Here is a 19,343-nt window from a genome sequence, read left to right on the forward strand (position 1 = left end):
GGCATGCCATGATTAATTCATTATTCGTTCTCCATCGTGCTGATGTTGATTACAAATCTATACCGTACATCGGAAGCTAATACACGCTCCCAGGCTTCGTCAATCTGATTGGCGGAAATAACCTCGATCTCAGGTGCAATGTTGTGTTCAGCGCAAAAATCCAGCATTTCCTGTGTCTCGCGAATGCCTCCAATCATCGAGCCAGCGAACGACCGGCGGTGACCGATCAAGGAGAATACGTTAACTGACAACGGCTCTGCTGGCGCCCCGACATTAACCATCGTGCCATCCAAAGCAAGCAGCGAAAGGTAGGCACTGATATCGATCTTCGCGCTTACCGTATTGATGATGAGGTCGAATGTGCCTGCAAGCGTCTTGAAAGTCTCCGCATCGCTAGTGGCGTAATAATGATCCGCTCCCAGCTTCAAACCATCCTCTTTCTTCTTCAGCGATTGAGATAGAACCGTAACTTCCGCTCCCATGGCATGGGCAATCTTCACGGCCATATGTCCAAGCCCGCCAAGTCCAACCACTGCAATTCTTTTGCCCGGAGCAGCTCCCCAATGACGCAGCGGCGAATACGTCGTAATTCCGGCGCATAGCAAAGGTGCAGCGGCATCCAGCTCAATACCGTCAGGAATTCTGACCACAAAGTCTTCTGTGACGACGATATGGGTAGAATAGCCTCCTTGTGTATATTGGCCGTATCTGTCAATTGCTCCGTAAGTACCCGTATTTCCTTCGAGGCAGTACTGCTCCTCCCCCTTGTGGCAGTTCACACATTTACCGCAGGAGTCAACCATACAGCCGACCCCTACCCGGTCTCCTATCGCATACTTTGTGACTGCAGATCCTACCTCAGAGACGATACCTGCGATCTCGTGCCCAGGGACGAGCGGATACTTCACCGGCCCCCACTCTCCGCGTGCGGTATGGATATCGGAATGGCAGATCCCCGCATATTTAATCTCAATCAGAATATCATGCGGCTCTAGAGCCCTGCGCTCGATTGTAGTCAGTTGAAACGGACCCTCCGGGCTAAATGTAGCACGTGCATTCGCTTTAATCATTAATTTCTGCCTCCTATTTACTATGAATGGATGATAGGTAATCATAAAGCTTGTCTTTAACCAGAACGCGGTTTAGTAGGAGTAAGATGGCGGTTTCTCAGTCCAATGACTGCCACACTTAATAATAATGTCAGTTGTCCCACCCCAACAACATATGGCTTACCCGGTTCAGATATAAATAGCCCGCCAACTTCCGCGCCCAAGGTGGTTCCCATATTGCAGGATGATAGAAATAATCCGTTGGCGAACTCAGGAGCTTCAGGAGCTGCAGACGTCGATGAAGTTCGAAATGGCATTTGGGTACTTGATCTAAATTAACCGAGGCAGCAGCAGTGGTAAACGCCCATGAACAATATACTTGATGAAAAGAGCAGTTATCAAGCTTACGAAATCGCCAATCAGTCCTTTTTCCTAATTAAATTAGATTAGTTTAATCAACTTCTGTCTATTATTATAGGTGAATAAAACCATGGCTCATCACAGCAAAGTAAATATTGAATTCTCCCTAAGGTCTGATAAGATGAAGCTACCATTATCAATTTTTTAACAATTACGGGGGCACTATGAATATAGAACATAAATTAAAGCTGGACGACCACCTCTGCTTCTCTCTTTACGCCTGTTCCCGCGCAATTCTTCGGTTGTACCGTCCTCTTCTGGATGCGCTCAATTTAACCTATCCGCAGTATTTAGTACTGCTGACACTCTGGGAGAAGCCGAAGTGCACCATAAAAGAAATTGGCGAAAAGCTCGATCTGGATACCGGAACGCTGACTCCTATGCTTAAGCGGATGGAGACCGCCAGACTGTTAGAGCGCCGCCGGGATCCTTCCGACGAACGGGTAGTCATAGTCAGTATTACGGAAGAGGGGGCAGCTCTTCAGGAACAAGCGGTGTGCATACCTGAATCCATGCTCGGAATCGCGGGAATGGATGAAGCGGAAATCCAGTCTCTGAATTCAGCAATCAAGAAATTGATGAATGAAGTGAATGAAAGAGCGAAGTAATAGCCCTTCAACTGAGGTTGGATAATGCAAAATTCAGGTAGATCATAACAGTGGATGCATTCATGAGAAAAAGCAGACGGCAACCGTCTGCTTTTTCTAGTCTCTATGGATCACTGCAGGTATTTGGAATGATCAGGGTTATCGGATTCCTTGTATACCTCGCTAAAAATATTGTTATGGCTGGGTTCAGGTGGAATCACGATATTAGGGAAGTTGGCCTTCAATAGCTGCTCCAGATCCCCCATGGTAACAGGTCTGGCATGGCGGTATAATTCATAACCAAGTTGTCCGTTCTCTTCTATCGTCCCTGACTTAACATCTTCGAGCCGGGTGATTCCTAGCAGCCTTAGACGCTTCTCCAGATCGTCTACGGATATTCTTAACTTCTTCATGTTATCAACCAGTAGTTTTCCTTCCGCTATGACAGGCGTCCCAAAGCCTTTAAGCATCTTCTCTGCACGATTAAAACGCAGCGAAATCCATTCCGAGCCTATGAGGAACATGATGAGAAGGAACGAGCCAAACAGGGATAATCCTAGTCCTTTTCCTCCAATCTCTGAGCCAAGGACTGTTCCAACCATTAATAGTATGGTTACCTGGGGAGCCGTCATTTCAGAGATGGACTTTCGTCCAGCGATTCTAAGGAATATCGTGCCAGCCACGGCAAGCACGATTGCATTCCATAATACGGTCCACATAGAATACCTCCAACAACAGGGTACGGTTAGCTTTACCCCTGGTATCCTGTTTCATTCATGGATAGAATCTCTTTACTATTTCTTAACTTTATAGACCCAGCTTATGACCCTTCTCAAGCCGCTGGATTTGACTCTCCCCGCTATCTGCGAGTTCCCTGAACTGATTAATCGTCTCACGCATCTTTGGCAGAGCTTCCTGTTTATAGGTGCTGATTGAATCCAGTGCGGATAATACATCTGTGAAAGCCTGCTTCAATGTATCTACAGAAATACTGGTCTCAAGTGACTGTTTGTGTATCTCTGCTCCCTGATTCTTTAACATACGGGACGTGCCCGCAATTAGTTCATTAGTCGTCTGATTCAGTAGTTCGATCTTCTTCAGGACAATCTTCTGATTATAGAGTGCACTGGCCACGGTGACGGAGATCTTGAGGGCTGAGATCGTCACATTCTTCGCCCGGTCCACCCCGCGAATCAGTTCTTTGTTGTTCCGGATAATTACCTCAATGGCCATTATCCCCTGCTGGTTAACTACGAGCATCTGCTGTAAATCCATTACCCGCTGACGGAGTGGGAACAGGACTTCTTCCGTAATAAAGCGGATTCGGTCCGGATCTTCATTCCGTACTTTCGCGGCTTCAATCTGGGATTCAATAGATGCGTCCATCAAACTCCCCAGCTCAATCTCCTTCTGGAGCTTCTTGGTTAGGTCACGCAGAGTCTGCTGTTCGATCTCAAGGGTGGTGTTATCATTCCTCAGCGTTGCCTTCCCTTTATCCAAAGATGTAACAATATCTGCAATGACAATATCTGCTTTTTGAAATTTCAGAAAATAAGCTCGTATCGGGTTGAAGAACATCCCGAGCAATCCTTGTTTGGCGAAATCGATCACGCTCGGGTCTAAATCCTTAAGCTGCATATGCAGCTCAGCTAGACCTTTCGCCACTTGGCCTCCCTCATCCCCTGTTTTTGACAACTTTCCTACGGACACCTGCAGGAGCGTATTCTTATCCGAGGACATTTTCATTGTATTTAATCCAAATGAATCAATAGACTGAAGTATTTCCCTGCGTTTATCCAGGGAATCCAGATCAAGCTCCATGATGGCGGCTACATTCGATTCTGCTAGTTCTTTAAGCTTCGCAACCTCTTCGGGTACAGGTTTGACTTCCTCCTCGATCGCTGCCTTGATTTCTTCCGGGCTTGCTATTTCTAATGAAAATGACATGGTATTCCCCCTCTATGATTGTTACATTTGAACATTGAATAAATTGCCAATCTTGTAGACCACATCATCCGTATCCGCGTTGATACTGGCTGCCTCGTTAATGCTTGAAATACTCTGGAGAGCTTTGATATTCGCGTTATATCCAATCGTGTAGATGGGAATCTTGTAGGTTTCAACAATTCCTTTAATATCATCCAGGGAGTATCCCTGGTTCGTCTCGCCGTCGCTTAGCACGAAGATGATGGGCTTAACACCCGGATGCGCTGCCAGCTCATCCTGAAGCATCTTAAGAGCTACCACGATCCCATCGAAAGTGGCAGTTCCGCCGCTGGCCTGGAGGCTGTTCACTGCGCCTACGAACATGGACTGCTGATTCGTGGTGTATCGTCCAATAGGTAGATTGATGGTTACATCATCTGAATAAGAGACAAGCCCTATACTGTTGTCTTTTCCTAAATACTTCTGACCTTTAATCAGGGATTCCTTCAGTCTGTTCAAAGGCTCCCCTGCCATACTGCCTGACACATCCGTTACAAATACAGCTGCAATCGGTTTATTTCCGTTCTTCTTCTCTTTCCAGAGCTGCTGTGCTTGGGACAGAAGACTACCATCTACGGCTGCCATTTCCGGTTTATAGTTATCTAGATTGTTAAATCCCTTGTCCTTGGCTGCTTTCTGATATTTATCCCCGGCAACAAAGTCCGCGAATTTCTTAAGGATGTCCTGCTTGGTCTTCGGCAGATCACCCAGGGCATACAAGGGACTGTCATGCCGTACACCAAATGGAGTGAACACATACCCGTTCTTCAGGTCTTCCGCATTGATGTAAGTCTGATATTCCAGCACGAACCCGTCCAGTCTGCCTGATTTGGCTGCATCACGCATTTGTATCGTTGTAGAGGCTGTAAAGGGAACGTTGGACTGGAATTTCTCAAACCCTTTAACGGCTTTATCTCCCAATATATTTGTGCTGTCAAAAGTATTCAGAGCGGTCAGTAGAAAATTCAATCCGGTAGAGCTCGCAAAGGGATCTGTATAGCCCATGGAGAAATCATTGCCTGCAATGGCTTCGGTAAGGACTTTGACGTTGACAGATCCATACTTATTCACCAGGCTGTCGTATTTAGACTTGGCAATAACAATGCCGGGGACGTTTCCAACCAGACGTTTGGAGATCAGCTGTGTCTTAACGCCACTGGCCTTAACCATCTCCCCCCAGAGCTCATTGGAAGGCGTATAGGCATCCGGTACATATTTGCCCGATTTGATATAGTCTGCGGCTGTCCCGGAAGCTATGTTACGAATCTTTACCGAAGCGGGCTTTCCATCCACCACGATACCGGCATTATTAAATTCCGCTGCAGCTTCACTTAACCAGCCGTCCACACCCGTACCCGATTTTTCAGTTGAGGAGAATATCTCTACGAAGTTTTCTGTCGAAGGGTCAACCGTTACCTTGAACTTAGATATATCCGGAAGTGAATCGCCAACATCGGTCGGGTTGAGATCAATTTGGCCTTTTACTGGCTCCGCCTTCGTAATAGAAATGCCCGAATACAGCTTGCTCAGGTCCTTGGCTGCGTCTTCGGAAGCCACTTGTGTCCCCGTCTTCCCTATATTCGAGGTTAATTTAATTCCGAAGTATACCAAAGCAAATACGACGATTAAGATGATGACGGAGATCATGAAAAACCTGCTCTTTTTAGCCATACTGCACCTCTCAATGTTTATAGTATTTAGTCTGCTTGATTAATGAATCAATTTCCTGCATACAAGGCATATTCTCGATCTCCCCAAAGTCAATACTATCCAGGCTTGATATTTCAAGCAGAAGCTTATCCAGCTTAAGAAGTATCTCCTCGTTGGTCTCCAGCGAATCCTGCAAGAAAACCATGAACTCGTTGTAGACCTGTGTCTTTTCCTGAAGAAGCTCCGGCGAGAGTTGGACTGGCCGTGAGCTCATCACCCGCTGAAATTCTGTCTCATCAAACACATGAAGCCGGTTCAGAATACTTTTTACATTCAGGTAAAATAATTTCTCCACCTCGTTCGTTACGGAAGCGAACTTCTTGTAACTCAGCTCCTCCTGATCAAACCGCTGTGCCAGAACGAGAAATAATTTCTCTTTCTTCCTCCTGATTCGTTCCATCTGCTCAAGCGTGAGACTTATATCAGCTTGCAGCGGTTTAACCCGTCGGTAATGACTTAAAGCCTCAACATAATCTTCGTGCGTTCGGATGGGTCTGGCAGTTAGCGGAGCAGGCTGCTTGAATAGCAGCATATAACTCCCATACAAAAGCCCCATAGCACTTCCAACCAGTAAAGTTACCCCGAGTGCTGTAGATAACGCGCTCCCTCCGATCTCAAGCCCTATGAATCCGGGGGAGAGTACGATAATATTGAGGCCTATAACACCTACTATCAATCCTATTAGCTTTATGTACCTGAACAAGCTCAACTACGACAACCCCCTCTGCCACCATCAGGAAATCCAGGAAGTAAGTTCCTTGTCACTACAGGAAAATTGTACCACATGTTCACAGATTAGTGAGGATCTATGACAAAGATTGAAGTAAATTAGGATAAGTCCCAAGTTTATATGTATAACAAAAAACCGGACGCGAGTCGGGATTACCTTCGCATCCGGTTATTTTCTGATATGAGAATTTAGACTTTGACTTCTATCTTCATTCCTTCCAATTCAGTAACCTGAAGTCTGACTCCACTCCGTATGTTGGAGACTGATTGAGCCAAATCTCTGGGGTGTGAACCTTCCAGATCCAGCGTAGATACAAAGCTCATAGCATTCAGGTGGGGGTTGCTGCTCACAACTGTTCCTTTTGGAATTTCGGTCTCTGTAAGGATTCGGGTGCCTTCCCCCAGCAAATGATCCAGCTTCTCGTAGCCCGTATATTGGTACTTCAACGAAGGATCCAAGGGGTTGTCCTCCAAATAAATACGCATATTGCAGCGCGCTTTGTTGGAGACCTTCAGCAAATGATCCGGCAGGTTCTGAGAGCTGCCATAAAGCAGCACTTCAGCCCATATACGCGTCATGTCGATTCCAAACACATCATTAATCTGAGGAATGATATTCCATCCACCGAAGCGGGCCGCGGTCTCTATGATTCCTACCTGTCTGTTCTTCATCAGCTTGACCTCTGTGTGCGTCGGACAATTCTGAAGGCCTAGGCCTTCATTGGCTTTGCGGCAAGCCTCCACAATGAGGCTCTGCGCTTCGTGGTCCAGCACACTAGGTACAAGATGGGAAGTCTCCGTAAAGGAGGAGAGCATTGGAGTCTTATCCGTAATGGCTACCGGGTGATATATTCCGTCTACCATCATTCCTTCTACGGAGACATAGTCAGCATATAGATCATCCGCGTACCAATCCGCATTGCAGCCTTCCATATACTGTTCTACCAGAAATAAGCACTCTTCACTGAACAGCAGCGAATCTCCTGTGTTCTCCTCAATATCTCGCTGAACTTCACGGAACACCTCTACCGGGCTTCTGCTTCCGTCCAGCAGAGTTACCCCAATGGAGCAGGCCAAATACGTAGGCTTGAGAACTAAAGGATAACCAAGTTCACTAACAGCGGCCAGCATATCTGCCTCTGAATGGATCGCCCGGAAATCTGGTGAGGGAACCCCGGCACCACGGAATTTATCCCTCATGGTGTATTTATTGCGGGCCAGCCGTGCGGCTTCCACACCAGCTGAACGAAGTCCGAGTGCTTCAGCCGCCTTCGCCACGGATAGTACCATGTTCTCTGCCCCGCCGAACATAATGGCTTCCGCCTTGAACATGCGGGCATAGCGGATAATTTGCTCTACGACTTCATCTTCTGAGAGCGTATAGGCCTCTGCTCCAGTAAAAGTCACCCACTCAGGATGCTCATATCCGCCGGAACCACCGGGGATGCCCTCCTTCACCACACCCGCTGCATACCGGTTAATGGATGCCATGTACCGGCTGGTTACCGCGCTGGGGCGCGGAATATATACATATACATTGGCGATCTTCGCTAATGATTCCAAGGATGGCGGAAATCCACCCAGGTCGCTGACAAGCAAGATATTTTTCATATGAGGGTCTCTCCTCCATTTAGGGATATGATCCTAGACGAATGATCCATTATAGACAAGTTACACTGCAGATGGCTCTAGAGGTTTGGCTTCAATATGGAACAGTTCAATGGCTTTATGAATAGCTGCTTCAACTTCAGCTTCACTGTTCCCCCGGAACATATATCTACCGCTGATATGATAATAGGATCCTTTGCCGTCCATAATTTCCCCAGGCTGTGGTATTTGCTCATGGAAAATCTCCGGGATTAAGCCTTTGATGCTGGTCACGTGAACCACTTCTGCCGGTACACAAGGAGGTTCAGGGAACTGCAGCAGTCCACCGTGGATACCGGTCTCGGGGATGGTTAATTTCTCGAAGTTCCCAAGCTCGATTCGAATCCATTCTTCGCACAGATTCACTCCATATAACTCCAGCGTAAGGAATGGTGTCTCCGCTCCGCCCATCCGAGCACCGATTTCAAGGAATACCGCTTCCTGTCCGTCCCGGTCAATAACTTCAAGATGAAAGCAACCATTCTGTAGTTCAAGAGATCGCAGAACCTCTTCTGTAAAGCTAGTCAGCCGATTCTTCAAAGGAAGCCTGTCCGTTACAATAAATGAACCGTTAGGCATTCCTTGCGAGAAGGCAAAACATCCATTCACATATTGGGAGATGGCGATGAATTGCAATTCACCCTTCTGGATTAATCCATCAATATGGAATATTGGACCCGTCACGAACTCTTCACATTGGAAGTCTTCTGATTCATTGGCAGCCTCAATATTAGCAAGAATCTCTTCCAGTTCTGCCCGGTTATGGGCTTTGTTCACACCCTGACTGGCTGCACCGAGCTTGGGCTTAAGGATAACGGGATAACCCGTCTCCTCTGCAAAGGTTATGGCTTCAGCGGATGTTCGATAATCCAAGAATTTAGGAATCCGCAGGCCGTCCCCCTGGAGACGCTTCTTCATGACGATTTTGTCACGGTACAAGGAGATTTTCTCTTCGGAAATGCCCGGAATGTTGAACCTTGTTCTCAGCTTCGCGGCGTTAATCAGATCAAATTCAGACATCGCGAGCATAAGATCAACCTGCCCATACTCGGCAGCAATACTCTCCATCGCTGCTTCCAGTGCCGAGTAATCCTCGATATCAGACAGTTCATGTACAGCAGCCGCCTGATCCTTGTAATCTTGAATATCTTGATGCCCTCTGGCGTTTACCAGATACACAACCTGGTTCTTGCTGTGATCAATGACATTTGCGTAGTTAACAAACCCACCAAGAACGTAATCGCCAAAGCGGTGAATTACGACTATCACTTTGCCTTCCTTCATATAGAGAACCTCCGTTTATCTGATTAATGGGTCTTCCTTCTCCTCATAGGCTTGCGAGGCGAGCTGGGGTTGGCTCTCCGACCGGGCAGACAAGATTATGGCTCCAATGACAATCCCCATCCCGATCAGATGATTCCAGCCCATCGGCTCATGCAGTAAAAGGCTTGAGAGAACAAGCGAAGAAACAGCAATGATCCCTGTAAAAGAAGCGGAAGTACTCGTTGATACTGCCGAAACGCCGTAGTACCAAAGCGCGAAGCCAATCACGGTGACGACAACAGCCAGATAGACGAGGCTGAGCCAATCTCCCATGGAAGGGATACTGAAATCAAACGTAACGGCCTGATATAGACCAATTGGAAGAAAAAGAACAAATCCCCACACCGTTACAAAGGTTGTAATTGCCAGCGGGGACAATCGGTCGGACAGTCTTTTTCCAATGAGCGTGAAGAGCGCTTCGCTAATTACAGCTATACCCAGCAAGGCGTAGCCTGGCCAGGAGAAGCCACCAGATTCAGCGGTAGAAGAAGAATGATCAAGCAGGCGTATGAGAACTATTCCGATGACTGCCAGAATAACGCCCGACCAGGCTTTTACCGGAATTTTGTCTTTGAACAAAATCACTGACAGCACCGAGATGACAAGCGGCGTCGTGCTGGTAATAATCCCGCCTTCAACAGCAGGTGTCCATCTGAGACCAATCAACAGGCAAATATTGAACAGAAAAATTCCGGTTAAGGATTGCATTAGCAAGAGGAGAAGCTCCCTCCCCGTAATCTTGGGAATGCCCTCAACCATAAGCAGAATTATGATCAGCAGTACGGAAGCCAAGCCAAATCGAATTAGAGAAGCGAGAAACACAGGAAACACGATGGTCACCCATTTGCCCACCACTATGGAACTACCGACAGTGAACATGGCGAAAGTCATCGCAATATAAGCTTTGAAGCTGCCTTTCATCCTGGTTCCCACCCCTCGTTATCTCTGACCTGTGATCTCTTCTTGTATATGGGGTTAAGTCGAGAAACTTTCCTCATTTCTAACCGTTAAAGGAGACATATCCGTCTGCATGACCGCCTGCTTCTGCTTTCTTAACCATTTGAGCAGAATAACCTGGGCTGCGCCCGTAAGAATAAACACGAGCCCCAGAAGCATGAACATAACCGTACCATTCCAAGCGGTATAGATAAGTCCCCCTACAACAGGACCAAAGGCCAGCGGCAGCTGCAGATGTAACCCGAAGATCGCGAAGTAGAAGCCCCTCTTCCCTTCCGGGGCTAATCCGGATATCTCATTCTGAAGCTGCGGACCAATCAACATCTCGCCTATAGAAAAGATGAATTCAATTACAAACAGAACTGCGATGTAGCGTGACCAGCCATAGCCAAAGGCTACAACGGCATACAGCGCATAGGAGAGTCCGATCACCCGATAAGCGAGCATGAGCTGGGTCTTCTTCGTAACCCAAAGCTGAAGAGCGATGACCATAATCCCGTTAAAAGTCATTAGCGCGGCCAGAATATCCGCTGAATGTTCAAAGTGATCGGACAAATGAAACGGAAGAACCGAAATGACCAGTGCGTAGATCATGCCAACTGGCATCGCCAGTAACGTGATTCCATACAGAAGCTTATGGTCAAGCCAACGGCCCGAGGTGCGTATCATCGGTGAAGATGATGCCTGAACAGGATTCCGGTTAACGGATTCGGGCACTCTCCACAATACAAGCAGCAGATATGCCAGCAGAATCAGTGCATTAGTAATGAACACCAGAGTGCTGTCCCATTGGAACAAGAGAAGACCAATCACAGGTCCGAAGGCCGCTCCGACATTCGATGCCGTGTGCAGTAAGGCGAACACCTCGGTCTGCTGCCTGGCATCGACTACATCTGAGATCATCGCGTTCGCAGCCGGATTAAATAAGGCTGAGCCCACACCCATAATGGCTGTAATCACCGCAAATGCCCATACATTATCTGCAAGCGTATAAGCACCGAGACCCAATATTTGAATTAGCAGGGCTATGATCATCACCGGCTTACGTCCGAACCGGTCACTAAGACCGCCTCCGAATATACCGGTTAACATGCCTGCAAAGGGCTGAAGGCCAATGACAAGCATGGCGCTGACCAGGGACCCCCCCAGTTTGTCGAACAAATAAATAGCCAGAAATGGCCGGATAATGAACGTCGTCATCGCATTTAGCGCATTGCCGAATATCCGGATCCAGATCGCTAAGTCGTAGCGCTTGAATAGAGAAGGCTGCCTACCGCTAGCATTCATTCAAGCCCCCCCTTTCAGCCTGCATGGATCTGTCTCAGCTCACATTGGTAAGCTCGTCCAATCAATTCGAGACCCGCTGACAACGCTTCTTTGACTGCCGTCTCATCCACGCCAGGGACTTGACAGCCTAGCAGCCAGACTTGCTTAGTCGCATCCGTCACCTTCTGAACCTCGCTGTCCCGATAGCAGAATCTCGACAGAGTCTTCTCGTCATCGGCAAGCACAAGCAGTCCTTCAGGAAGAGCTTCCGGCTCGCTTTCCCCTAATCCCTGAAAGGCCTCACCGCCCTGGGTAAAGCTCAGGTGAATATCCCCGCTCACGCATTCAGCATCAAAGACACCAAGTGGAATCAGGTGCTGAAGAGCAGCCACATTCACGGCATCCACAATTGGATGAATTAGGGGAAGCCGATCCAGGTCTTCTTTGATGAAGAACCGCTGGATTAGGTTCTGAACTGAAGGAGGGTATTTCTTGGGATTTAACCCGATCAGCTGATAAAAGTTCTGATAAGCCGCCATCATCGGAGCCGCAGCGACTTCTGCCTTGCTTTTCCCGCGCCAAGCCGCATGGATCTGCTCCCATTCAGGTGTATAGTCGGCCTTGGCACCGTCACCCCTCGGCGTAAGCTGGAGATGAAGTCCATATACCTTAACCCCATCCAGGTTGTGCTCTACGTCTGGGCTCATTTTGATTTGATTGTACATTGCCGTCCTCCTGTAAAAGAAACCTATTTGAGTTCATCCTTATCATTCAACGATCCAAATATGATAGAGCTCTCGACTTCCAGATTCAGATCTTCCGCTGTCCAAGTCTCCTTCGTTGCGATCAGAATATTATAGTGATTCGGGAAATGACAATCGTCAAATCCGAGCACGTGACCGATCACCTGATTATGGATGACAACGGGATCTCCGCGGCCAATGACTCCTCCACAATTCATTTCAGCGAAACCAAGAAAGCCTACCCGGTTGATTAGATCCCCTGCCACACTGTCCGAGTGTGTGGTGGTCACGATCTCATGGATCTCCCCTTGCCGTACACAACGTGTCTCGAACTCGATCAGACGCATGCCGCGCTCTTCCTGTTTATGAAAGAGCAGGGCAGCGAATGCGCCTTGAACGGCCCGCTTGGCCGGTAGACTCATATCTTCATAGTCTCCACTTGATACGTGTCATGGACGAGTCTTACTGCATCTCTGCCGTCTTCTCCGTGACATGTGCCATCGGCCGCCTTGGCCGCAAAATCAAGCAGGATCTCTTCATACTCGTGATACAGCGAGGATTTGAATTCTGTAAACCCGGCTAGCATATCTGCTTCAATAACGCGGCCGCTTTTCAGATGAATGATGACATCCTTCTGTTCGCCGTTCGGATATGCCCAGTCCAGATGAACTGACACGGGAACGCCAGAAGCGGTTACGAGCTCCACCCGTGCTTCAATGTCCACGCCCTGCTCATTGCGGGAAATATCCGCAGAGACTACTTCAAGATGTCCCAGGAAAAAAGCCAATGTATCATAAACGTTCGGTCCGTTATCAGCGATACATCCGCCTCCGCAGCGGTCCGGCTGCAGATACCATTTGTCATCTCCGGCATGTTCTTCGATCTTCTCCAGATAACTCGCGGTCACCTTGACGATCTCATCGCCTGGCTCAAGCTGCTTCAGCGCATCAACAAAGTGGATATTATATCTACGGTGAAAAGCGGTGAACATGGTTCGCTCCGAAGCGGCGGATACGCGGACCAGATCGTCCGCCTCTTCCATATTCATGGTCATCGGCTTCTCACAGCAGACATGCTTGCCCATGAGCAGGGCATCGCGGCAGATCTCATAATGCTTGTCATTAGGCACATTTATGATAACTGCATCAATATCATCCCGCTTCAGCATTTCCTTGTAATCCTGGTAGCAGGGGATGCCTTCATTCATGAACGGCGAAAGACGCTCTTCACTTAAATCACATACTGCCGTGAGCACAGGATTGCTCAGCTTGTGCTGCAATGCGTGAACGTAAAACTTGGAAATGACGCCCATACCGATGATTCCAACTCGAAGATTCATGAATAAGTTCCTCCCGATTCGATATATTTCACTTGGCGTGAACTTCTTCCCCAGAAGACAGCGAAGCCACATTCAGCTTAAGTCCCAAGCGTTCAAGCTGTTCAAATACAATTTGATCAATAGCTACCTCATCGGTAGCCTCACGACCGGAGGCTTCCAGATATCCAGGGTATACAACCTTCCGCTCTGGAGATACCGGAGGACAGTCAAGGAGGGTCTGAAGCATCTGATCCATATGGGAAGTGAAGTCTTCCTTTGGACGGAACGCATCGACCTGGATGGCGAGGAAGAAGTGCCCGATGTTCTGGTCTTCCTGGCCAGCAGCGCTTTGCTCAGGCTTCAGCAGCCTAGGATCCGGGCCGACATCCGCTCCAGACAAGACACCACACAGAATGTCCACCATCAAGGCCAGTCCGTAGCCCTTGGCTCCGCCCGTAGCCAGCGAACCTCCAAGCATTTGCAGATGTCCTGTACCCTGATCATAAGCAGCGGGATCCGTAACCGGATCTCCGTTGTCATCAATAAGCCAGCCTTCCGGGATCGATTCGCCTCTTCGTTCGGCGGCCCGGATCTTGCCTGTGGCAACCACGGTCGTACTCATGTCGAGGACAAAAGGAGGCAAATTCTCTGCAGGTGCACTGACTGCAATCGGGTTCGTGCCCAGCATATTCACCGTACCGTTCAGCGGTCGGGCTATGGCCTGGGTGCCCAGATTCGTCATGGCCATGCCGATCATTCCCGCCTCTAAAGCCTGTCCGGTATAATACCCGGCACTACCGAAGTGGGAGGAATTGCGAACCACGACGCATCCGATTCCGGTCTGCTTCGCTTTCTCAATGGCAAGTGCCATGGCTCTAACACCAGCTGACAAGCCCAGCCCATGATTGGCATCTATCACGGCGGTAGCAGCTGATTCTGCAACTACTTTTTGCTCTGCAGATGGATTCACCCGCCCATCCAGCAGCCTGGATACATAGATCCTCTCCAGGTTAGTGACTCCATGTGTATCGAAGCCGTTCTCATCGGCATAACACAGTACACTTGCCGCCATACGGCTGCTTTCGTCGTCAACACCGCACGCTTTGAATACATTGGTTACGAAATCTTGCAGACGATCTTTCTTCACTTTAACTTGGTTAACCATGTCTATTGACCACTTCCAATCGATTCATATTTCTACGTAATTTATAGAAAGCTGTCATCAAATCACGTATATCCGCCGCATAGCGTTCCAGCTCTTCCAGCGTGATATATTCTCCTTCTGCGTGAGCATGGTGGCTGCCGAGACCTCCGGGTCCATACACAATCGTGTATGTTCCTGGTCGCTGTGCCCACATGGCATCACAGGTGAATGCCTGATGCAGCTGATCCTCTGGGTTGCGGACCCAGCCAATCTCACTCAGGCTTCGCTCCCACTCCGAATGCCGATTATTCAGAACCGGAAGTCCCTGTTTCACCCAGGTCAGCTCACAGATCTCTGCGGCCGAGCTCGCTGTATAACGTGCTGGAGCCAAATTTTGATATTGCATTGAGAACTCATTGAGGAGATCCTGCATAACTTCTTCAACCAAATGACGTATTTGCCGTCCACCTTCAGTAGAATGATAAGCAAAATTCATAAGCAGCCGACCGGAACCATATACCTTGTTGTGCATGGACCCAGTATGCATACCGGCAAGGCACATCTTCCCTCCTATTGACTCAATAGGTTCAGACAGCCTGGCCAGCATGTTCGAGGCGAGAAAGCCCAGCAATAGAGTTGCGTTATGACCGGCTTCCGGTGCATCATCGGTTGAATCCTGCCCCAGCACCTCGATTCGGGCGGTCATCGATGTCGTGGAGCGGTCGAAGAAGACACCTTCCGACGGCTCAGCGAATACGTTCAAGCTGCCGAGAAGGCCGCCATCAACAAGCAGCTTTGTGCCATATACGCCCATGGCTCCGCCTTCCTCCCCGGATACACATTGGAGCAGCAGGCTGCAATCTTCCGTCCAGGAGGGGTTTTCCTTCAGAGCAGCCTCAATCCCTGCCAGCAATGCGACGCCCGGCCCCTTCATATCAACTGCTCCCCGGCCTGTGAACCTGCCGTCTTCGTAAGTGACCGGAACATGCCCATCTACGGTATCCATATGAAAATTGAACATCAGCGTATCTTCCAGCGGTCTTTTGGCTCCCCATCGGAGTACCAGATTGGGCTGCGAATCCCAAAAGGCTGAACCCATCTCGGCAGCGCGTTCCCGTACGCTGAGAGGTACATCCCCGCTTTCTGCAACTTTCGGATCGGGTGAACAATGATATAACATCTCGCATCCCAGCTGTTCATAGGCGAACGCGGCATACTCCGCTTGGGCTTCTCTTATGCTGGAAGGCAGCCCGGTTTCCATAGGTGAGATCGTATTAAGCCTGAGAAGATTCAGCAATAAATCGGAATATTTGTCCGTAAATAAAGAACTCATGCCTCCGTCTTCACCTTCTCTCCGCTTACTTCAATCTCTTGCAGAAGCATCTCCAGCCGTTGACCGTAAGTAATATAGGAATCTCTGTACCCCGCGGAGTTCTGTCTTTGGCGCAAATGGGGGATCAGATGCAGATGCGGTTCAATGGACAAAATTCCTTGGTAATTGTGCTCAAGTAGCCACTTGAGACACGATTTTACTTTGGAATGACCTTCACCTGGCAGAGTGTAGACCTCCTTGCCGTCCTGCAATATGCCATCCTTGATATGAACATGCTCTACATACGGCCAGACCTTGGTCAAATACTCAAAGGTATCGTATCGGTAGGCAATGCCATTCCCTGTATCGAATAGAAGCCTAAGGTTCGGACTATCCACTTCCTCTACCAGCTGAAGTGCTCGTTCCGCATCTGTCCCTGCCCAGCCTGAACAGTTCTCATGCAGCAGGACGATGTCCGCCTCCCGGGCCAATTCCGTTAATCTGTACATACGTTCGAATACGCGCTCCCGCCATTCTGCTTCAGGCAATCCGTCATTCGGGTAAGACATAATCCGCACATATCGGGCTCCCAGATCATGCATACGATCAGCGATCTTCCCTAGCTCATCCAGATCCTGTCCGAAATCACCCGTAATGGGTCTCTCCCAGTTGGCAATCCGTGATGCTACGGCAGTTACTTTCAGAGATGCAGCTGAGATACGACTGCGCAGCTGACGGAATAGTTCGGAATCCAAGTCTGCCAGGGCTTGTCCCTTCACAGTCCGAATCTCGATCTCATTCCAGCCAAGCTCCAGATGGGTCTCAATCTGCTCCGTTATTTCCGGTCCGGCTTCATCACTTAGCCCCGACAGCTTGATCCCGTGCAGTTTAGACATGGAGTTTAACCTCAGCATAGAACTCGGCTACAGCTTGAATGACTTCGTCCACCTGCTCATCCGGCATTTCAGCATACAACGGGAGAGCCAGGGATCGTCCTGTAATGGCTTCCGAATTCGGGAAATCACCCGGCTGATGTCCCAAGTAAGCAAACGCCGGCTGAAGCGGCAGAGCCGAAGGATAATAAATCTGCGTCTCAATTCCGCGGGACTGAAGATGCGAGCGCAGCTCGTCCCTTTTCTCGGCTTGCAGTACATAAGTGTAGTAGACTCTCTCGGCGTGGGCCTCCGTAACCACCTGAACCATTGGAGCCAAGCTTCCAAAGGCTTGGTTATACTTCGACGCAATCTCGCGGCGCCGGTTCAACAGGTTGTCGTAACGCCCCAGCTTATGCGACAGATAAGCCGCTACCGTCTCGTCCATCCGGTTGTTATAACCGAGCATATGATGATAGAAGCGGGTAATGCCGTCCTGACCATGGTTACGAAGCATCCGGCTGATTCGGCCAAAATCATCGTTATCCGTTACGATCACCGCTCCATCACCGATTCCACCTAGTGGCTTAGCCGGGAAAAAGGAGTACAGACCGGCATCGCCAAGCAGGCCTGCCATGCCGCCGTTTTGACGCGCTCCCAAAGCTACGGCACTATCTTCCAGCACGATCAGATTATGCTCTCTGGCAACTTCATTAATGGCAGCCATATCCGCCATCACAGAGAACAGATGCGTAGGAATAACTACCCGGCTTGCCGGAGTAATTCGTCTCTTCAGGTCTTCAGGATCCATCATTCCTGTATGTGGATCCACATCCACGAACACAGGTGTACCGCCAAGCAGTGCAATCGAACTTGCTGTGGAGATGAATGAGAAAGCAGGAGTCAGGACATCCACCCCTGGGCCGACACCCATCGCTTTAAGCAGAATCGTAAGTGCGGTTGTTCCGTTCGCAACCGCAATGACATGCTTCGCCCCTGTATATCTGCCGATCTCTTCCTCGAATTCATTCACGCGTTCCTTCAGAATGAAATTATCCGAAGTCCCCACGTTGTATACAATTTCCTTAATCTTCTCCCGATCTTCCGCATAGCGGTCAGCGTAATTGAAGAAAGGAACCTTCATCATTACACCTCCTTTTCAAAAAAATGACGAATATGTCCGCATACCTCAGTGACTTGCTCTTCGGTCAAGTCCGGATAAAGCGGCAGTCCAACTGCTCTTCGCGCTGCCTGTTCGGCCGCAGGCATATCCCCTTCTTGATAATTCAGATGAGAGAAGCAGGGCTGAAGGTGCAGCGGATGAGGATAATAGGTCTCAGTTCCAATTCCCTTGGAGTTCAGGTAAGCAACCAGCTCATCCCGCTTCTCGGTCTCAATCAGGTATACATAATACACAGCGTTAGCTGCTTCACTCGGGCGTTCCTCTACAATCGGCGTGCTTACCTGAGGAATGTCCGCCAGCTTCGTATTGTAGCAAGCTGCCAAATAAGCACGGCGTGCGATTTCCCGCTGCAAATATTGAAGACGAACCAGAAGGATAGCGGCCTGAATATCATCCATTCGGCTGTTGTAGCCCACGGAATGATGAATATAAGGTGTTCCTTCATCTTGTCCATGAATTCTTAGCCGTCTTGCCTCATGAGCTATCGAATCATCGTTCGTGAGAATCAGTCCGGCATCTCCAATGGCTCCCAAGGTTTTGGTAGGGAAAAAGGAAATCACACCCGCGTTGCCGATCAAGCCAGCGTGTTGTCCTTCATGGAACATACTGATCGCCTCAGCACTGTCTTCGAGTACCAGAAGATTGTGCTTCTGAGCAATTCGGCTGATTGCATTCATATCCGCCAGATGAGTGAATAAATGTACCGGCATGATCGCTCTGGTGCGAGGGGTAATTCTCTGCTCGATCTGCTCTACATTGATCATGTAGGTCGATGGATTAATATCACAGAAGACCGGTGTAGCGCCTACATGGGCGATACTGGATGCAGAAGCGAAGAATGAATAACAAGGAACAATGACCTCATCCCCGGCACCGATTCCCGCAGCACGCAGCATGATAATCAAAGCGTCGGTTGCATTTCCGACAGCTACACAGTGCTTGGCCCCGGTAAAAGTCTCAAGTGCCCGCTCCAGCTCCTGAACCGTAGGGCCATTGGTGAACTTCCCCTCATCCAAGATTTGATCCAATTTATCTGAGATCAGAGGCCACTGCTGCTTGAAAGCTTCAGCCCCTGAGAAAAAAGCAACACTCATTCG

Annotated in this window: 18 protein-coding genes; 1 reads left to right on the plus strand and 17 read right to left on the minus strand. The window is 49.0% G+C overall.

Annotated features, from left to right (window positions below; genetic code table 11):
- Nucleotides 1-20 precede the first annotated feature (20 nt).
- The gene (locus ACEN86_RS10935; protein WP_495630674.1) at nucleotides 21-1,070 is read right to left on the minus strand and encodes an NAD(P)-dependent alcohol dehydrogenase; all 1,050 of its coding nucleotides are present in this window, start codon (nucleotides 1,068-1,070) and stop codon (nucleotides 21-23) included.
- Between the two features lie 563 nt (nucleotides 1,071-1,633).
- Here ACEN86_RS10935 and ACEN86_RS10940 point away from each other — a divergent pair.
- Entirely contained in the window at nucleotides 1,634-2,077 is a 444-nt protein-coding gene (locus tag ACEN86_RS10940) for a MarR family winged helix-turn-helix transcriptional regulator (protein ID WP_495630675.1), read from the plus strand.
- A gap of 110 nt (nucleotides 2,078-2,187) precedes the next feature.
- Here the strand turns inward: ACEN86_RS10940 and ACEN86_RS10945 are convergent, their stop codons facing one another.
- From ACEN86_RS10945 to ACEN86_RS11020, 16 genes are all read right to left on the minus strand, one after another.
- A complete protein-coding gene (locus tag ACEN86_RS10945; protein WP_495630676.1) occupies nucleotides 2,188-2,775 on the minus strand; it encodes a DUF421 domain-containing protein in 588 nt (195 codons plus the stop codon).
- Nucleotides 2,776-2,863: 88 nt separating this feature from the next.
- Nucleotides 2,864-4,003 (minus strand): toxic anion resistance protein, encoded by a 1,140-nt coding sequence (locus tag ACEN86_RS10950; protein WP_495630677.1) that lies wholly within the window; start codon nucleotides 4,001-4,003, stop codon nucleotides 2,864-2,866.
- Between the two features lie 21 nt (nucleotides 4,004-4,024).
- A complete protein-coding gene (locus ACEN86_RS10955; protein ID WP_495630678.1) occupies nucleotides 4,025-5,713 on the minus strand; it encodes a vWA domain-containing protein in 1,689 nt (562 codons plus the stop codon).
- Nucleotides 5,714-5,723: 10 nt separating this feature from the next.
- A complete protein-coding gene (locus ACEN86_RS10960; protein ID WP_495630679.1) occupies nucleotides 5,724-6,461 on the minus strand; it encodes a hypothetical protein in 738 nt (245 codons plus the stop codon).
- Between the two features lie 209 nt (nucleotides 6,462-6,670).
- The gene (locus ACEN86_RS10965) at nucleotides 6,671-8,092 is read right to left on the minus strand and encodes an ATP-grasp domain-containing protein (protein ID WP_495630680.1); all 1,422 of its coding nucleotides are present in this window, start codon (nucleotides 8,090-8,092) and stop codon (nucleotides 6,671-6,673) included.
- A gap of 60 nt (nucleotides 8,093-8,152) precedes the next feature.
- Nucleotides 8,153-9,412: an ATP-grasp domain-containing protein gene (locus tag ACEN86_RS10970; RefSeq protein WP_495630681.1), complete on the minus strand. Its 1,260-nt coding sequence runs from the start codon at nucleotides 9,410-9,412 to the stop codon at nucleotides 8,153-8,155.
- Nucleotides 9,413-9,427: 15 nt separating this feature from the next.
- Nucleotides 9,428-10,372: a DMT family transporter gene (locus tag ACEN86_RS10975; protein WP_495630682.1), complete on the minus strand. Its 945-nt coding sequence runs from the start codon at nucleotides 10,370-10,372 to the stop codon at nucleotides 9,428-9,430.
- Between the two features lie 54 nt (nucleotides 10,373-10,426).
- Nucleotides 10,427-11,695, minus strand: a complete 1,269-nt coding sequence (locus tag ACEN86_RS10980; protein ID WP_495630683.1) for an MDR family MFS transporter — start codon at nucleotides 11,693-11,695, stop codon at nucleotides 10,427-10,429.
- 14 nt (nucleotides 11,696-11,709) lie between these two features.
- Nucleotides 11,710-12,399 carry a B3/B4 domain-containing protein gene (locus ACEN86_RS10985; RefSeq protein ID WP_495630684.1) on the minus strand — a complete coding sequence of 230 codons (690 nt, stop codon included), beginning with the start codon at nucleotides 12,397-12,399 and terminating at the stop codon, nucleotides 11,710-11,712.
- Nucleotides 12,400-12,422: 23 nt separating this feature from the next.
- Nucleotides 12,423-12,839 (minus strand): DUF6917 domain-containing protein, encoded by a 417-nt coding sequence (locus tag ACEN86_RS10990; RefSeq protein ID WP_495630685.1) that lies wholly within the window; start codon nucleotides 12,837-12,839, stop codon nucleotides 12,423-12,425.
- The gene (locus ACEN86_RS10995; protein ID WP_495630686.1) at nucleotides 12,836-13,756 is read right to left on the minus strand and encodes a Gfo/Idh/MocA family protein; all 921 of its coding nucleotides are present in this window, start codon (nucleotides 13,754-13,756) and stop codon (nucleotides 12,836-12,838) included. The genes ACEN86_RS10990 and ACEN86_RS10995 overlap by 4 nt, the downstream gene beginning before the upstream one ends.
- A 28-nt stretch (nucleotides 13,757-13,784) precedes the next feature.
- Nucleotides 13,785-14,900 carry an Ldh family oxidoreductase gene (locus ACEN86_RS11000; RefSeq protein ID WP_495630687.1) on the minus strand — a complete coding sequence of 372 codons (1,116 nt, stop codon included), beginning with the start codon at nucleotides 14,898-14,900 and terminating at the stop codon, nucleotides 13,785-13,787.
- Nucleotides 14,893-16,212, minus strand: coding sequence for a M20/M25/M40 family metallo-hydrolase (locus tag ACEN86_RS11005; protein ID WP_495630688.1), 1,320 nt, complete (start codon nucleotides 16,210-16,212; stop codon nucleotides 14,893-14,895). The genes ACEN86_RS11000 and ACEN86_RS11005 overlap by 8 nt, the downstream gene beginning before the upstream one ends.
- Nucleotides 16,209-17,087: a sugar phosphate isomerase/epimerase family protein gene (locus tag ACEN86_RS11010; protein WP_495630689.1), complete on the minus strand. Its 879-nt coding sequence runs from the start codon at nucleotides 17,085-17,087 to the stop codon at nucleotides 16,209-16,211. The genes ACEN86_RS11005 and ACEN86_RS11010 overlap by 4 nt, the downstream gene beginning before the upstream one ends.
- The gene (locus ACEN86_RS11015) at nucleotides 17,080-18,210 is read right to left on the minus strand and encodes a DegT/DnrJ/EryC1/StrS family aminotransferase (RefSeq protein WP_495630690.1); all 1,131 of its coding nucleotides are present in this window, start codon (nucleotides 18,208-18,210) and stop codon (nucleotides 17,080-17,082) included. The genes ACEN86_RS11010 and ACEN86_RS11015 overlap by 8 nt, the downstream gene beginning before the upstream one ends.
- Nucleotides 18,210-19,340, minus strand: a complete 1,131-nt coding sequence (locus tag ACEN86_RS11020; protein ID WP_495630691.1) for a DegT/DnrJ/EryC1/StrS family aminotransferase — start codon at nucleotides 19,338-19,340, stop codon at nucleotides 18,210-18,212. The genes ACEN86_RS11015 and ACEN86_RS11020 overlap by 1 nt, the downstream gene beginning before the upstream one ends.
- Between the last annotated feature and the right edge of the window lie 3 nt (nucleotides 19,341-19,343).

Source organism: Paenibacillus sp. Paensp111, from assembly GCF_059492195.1.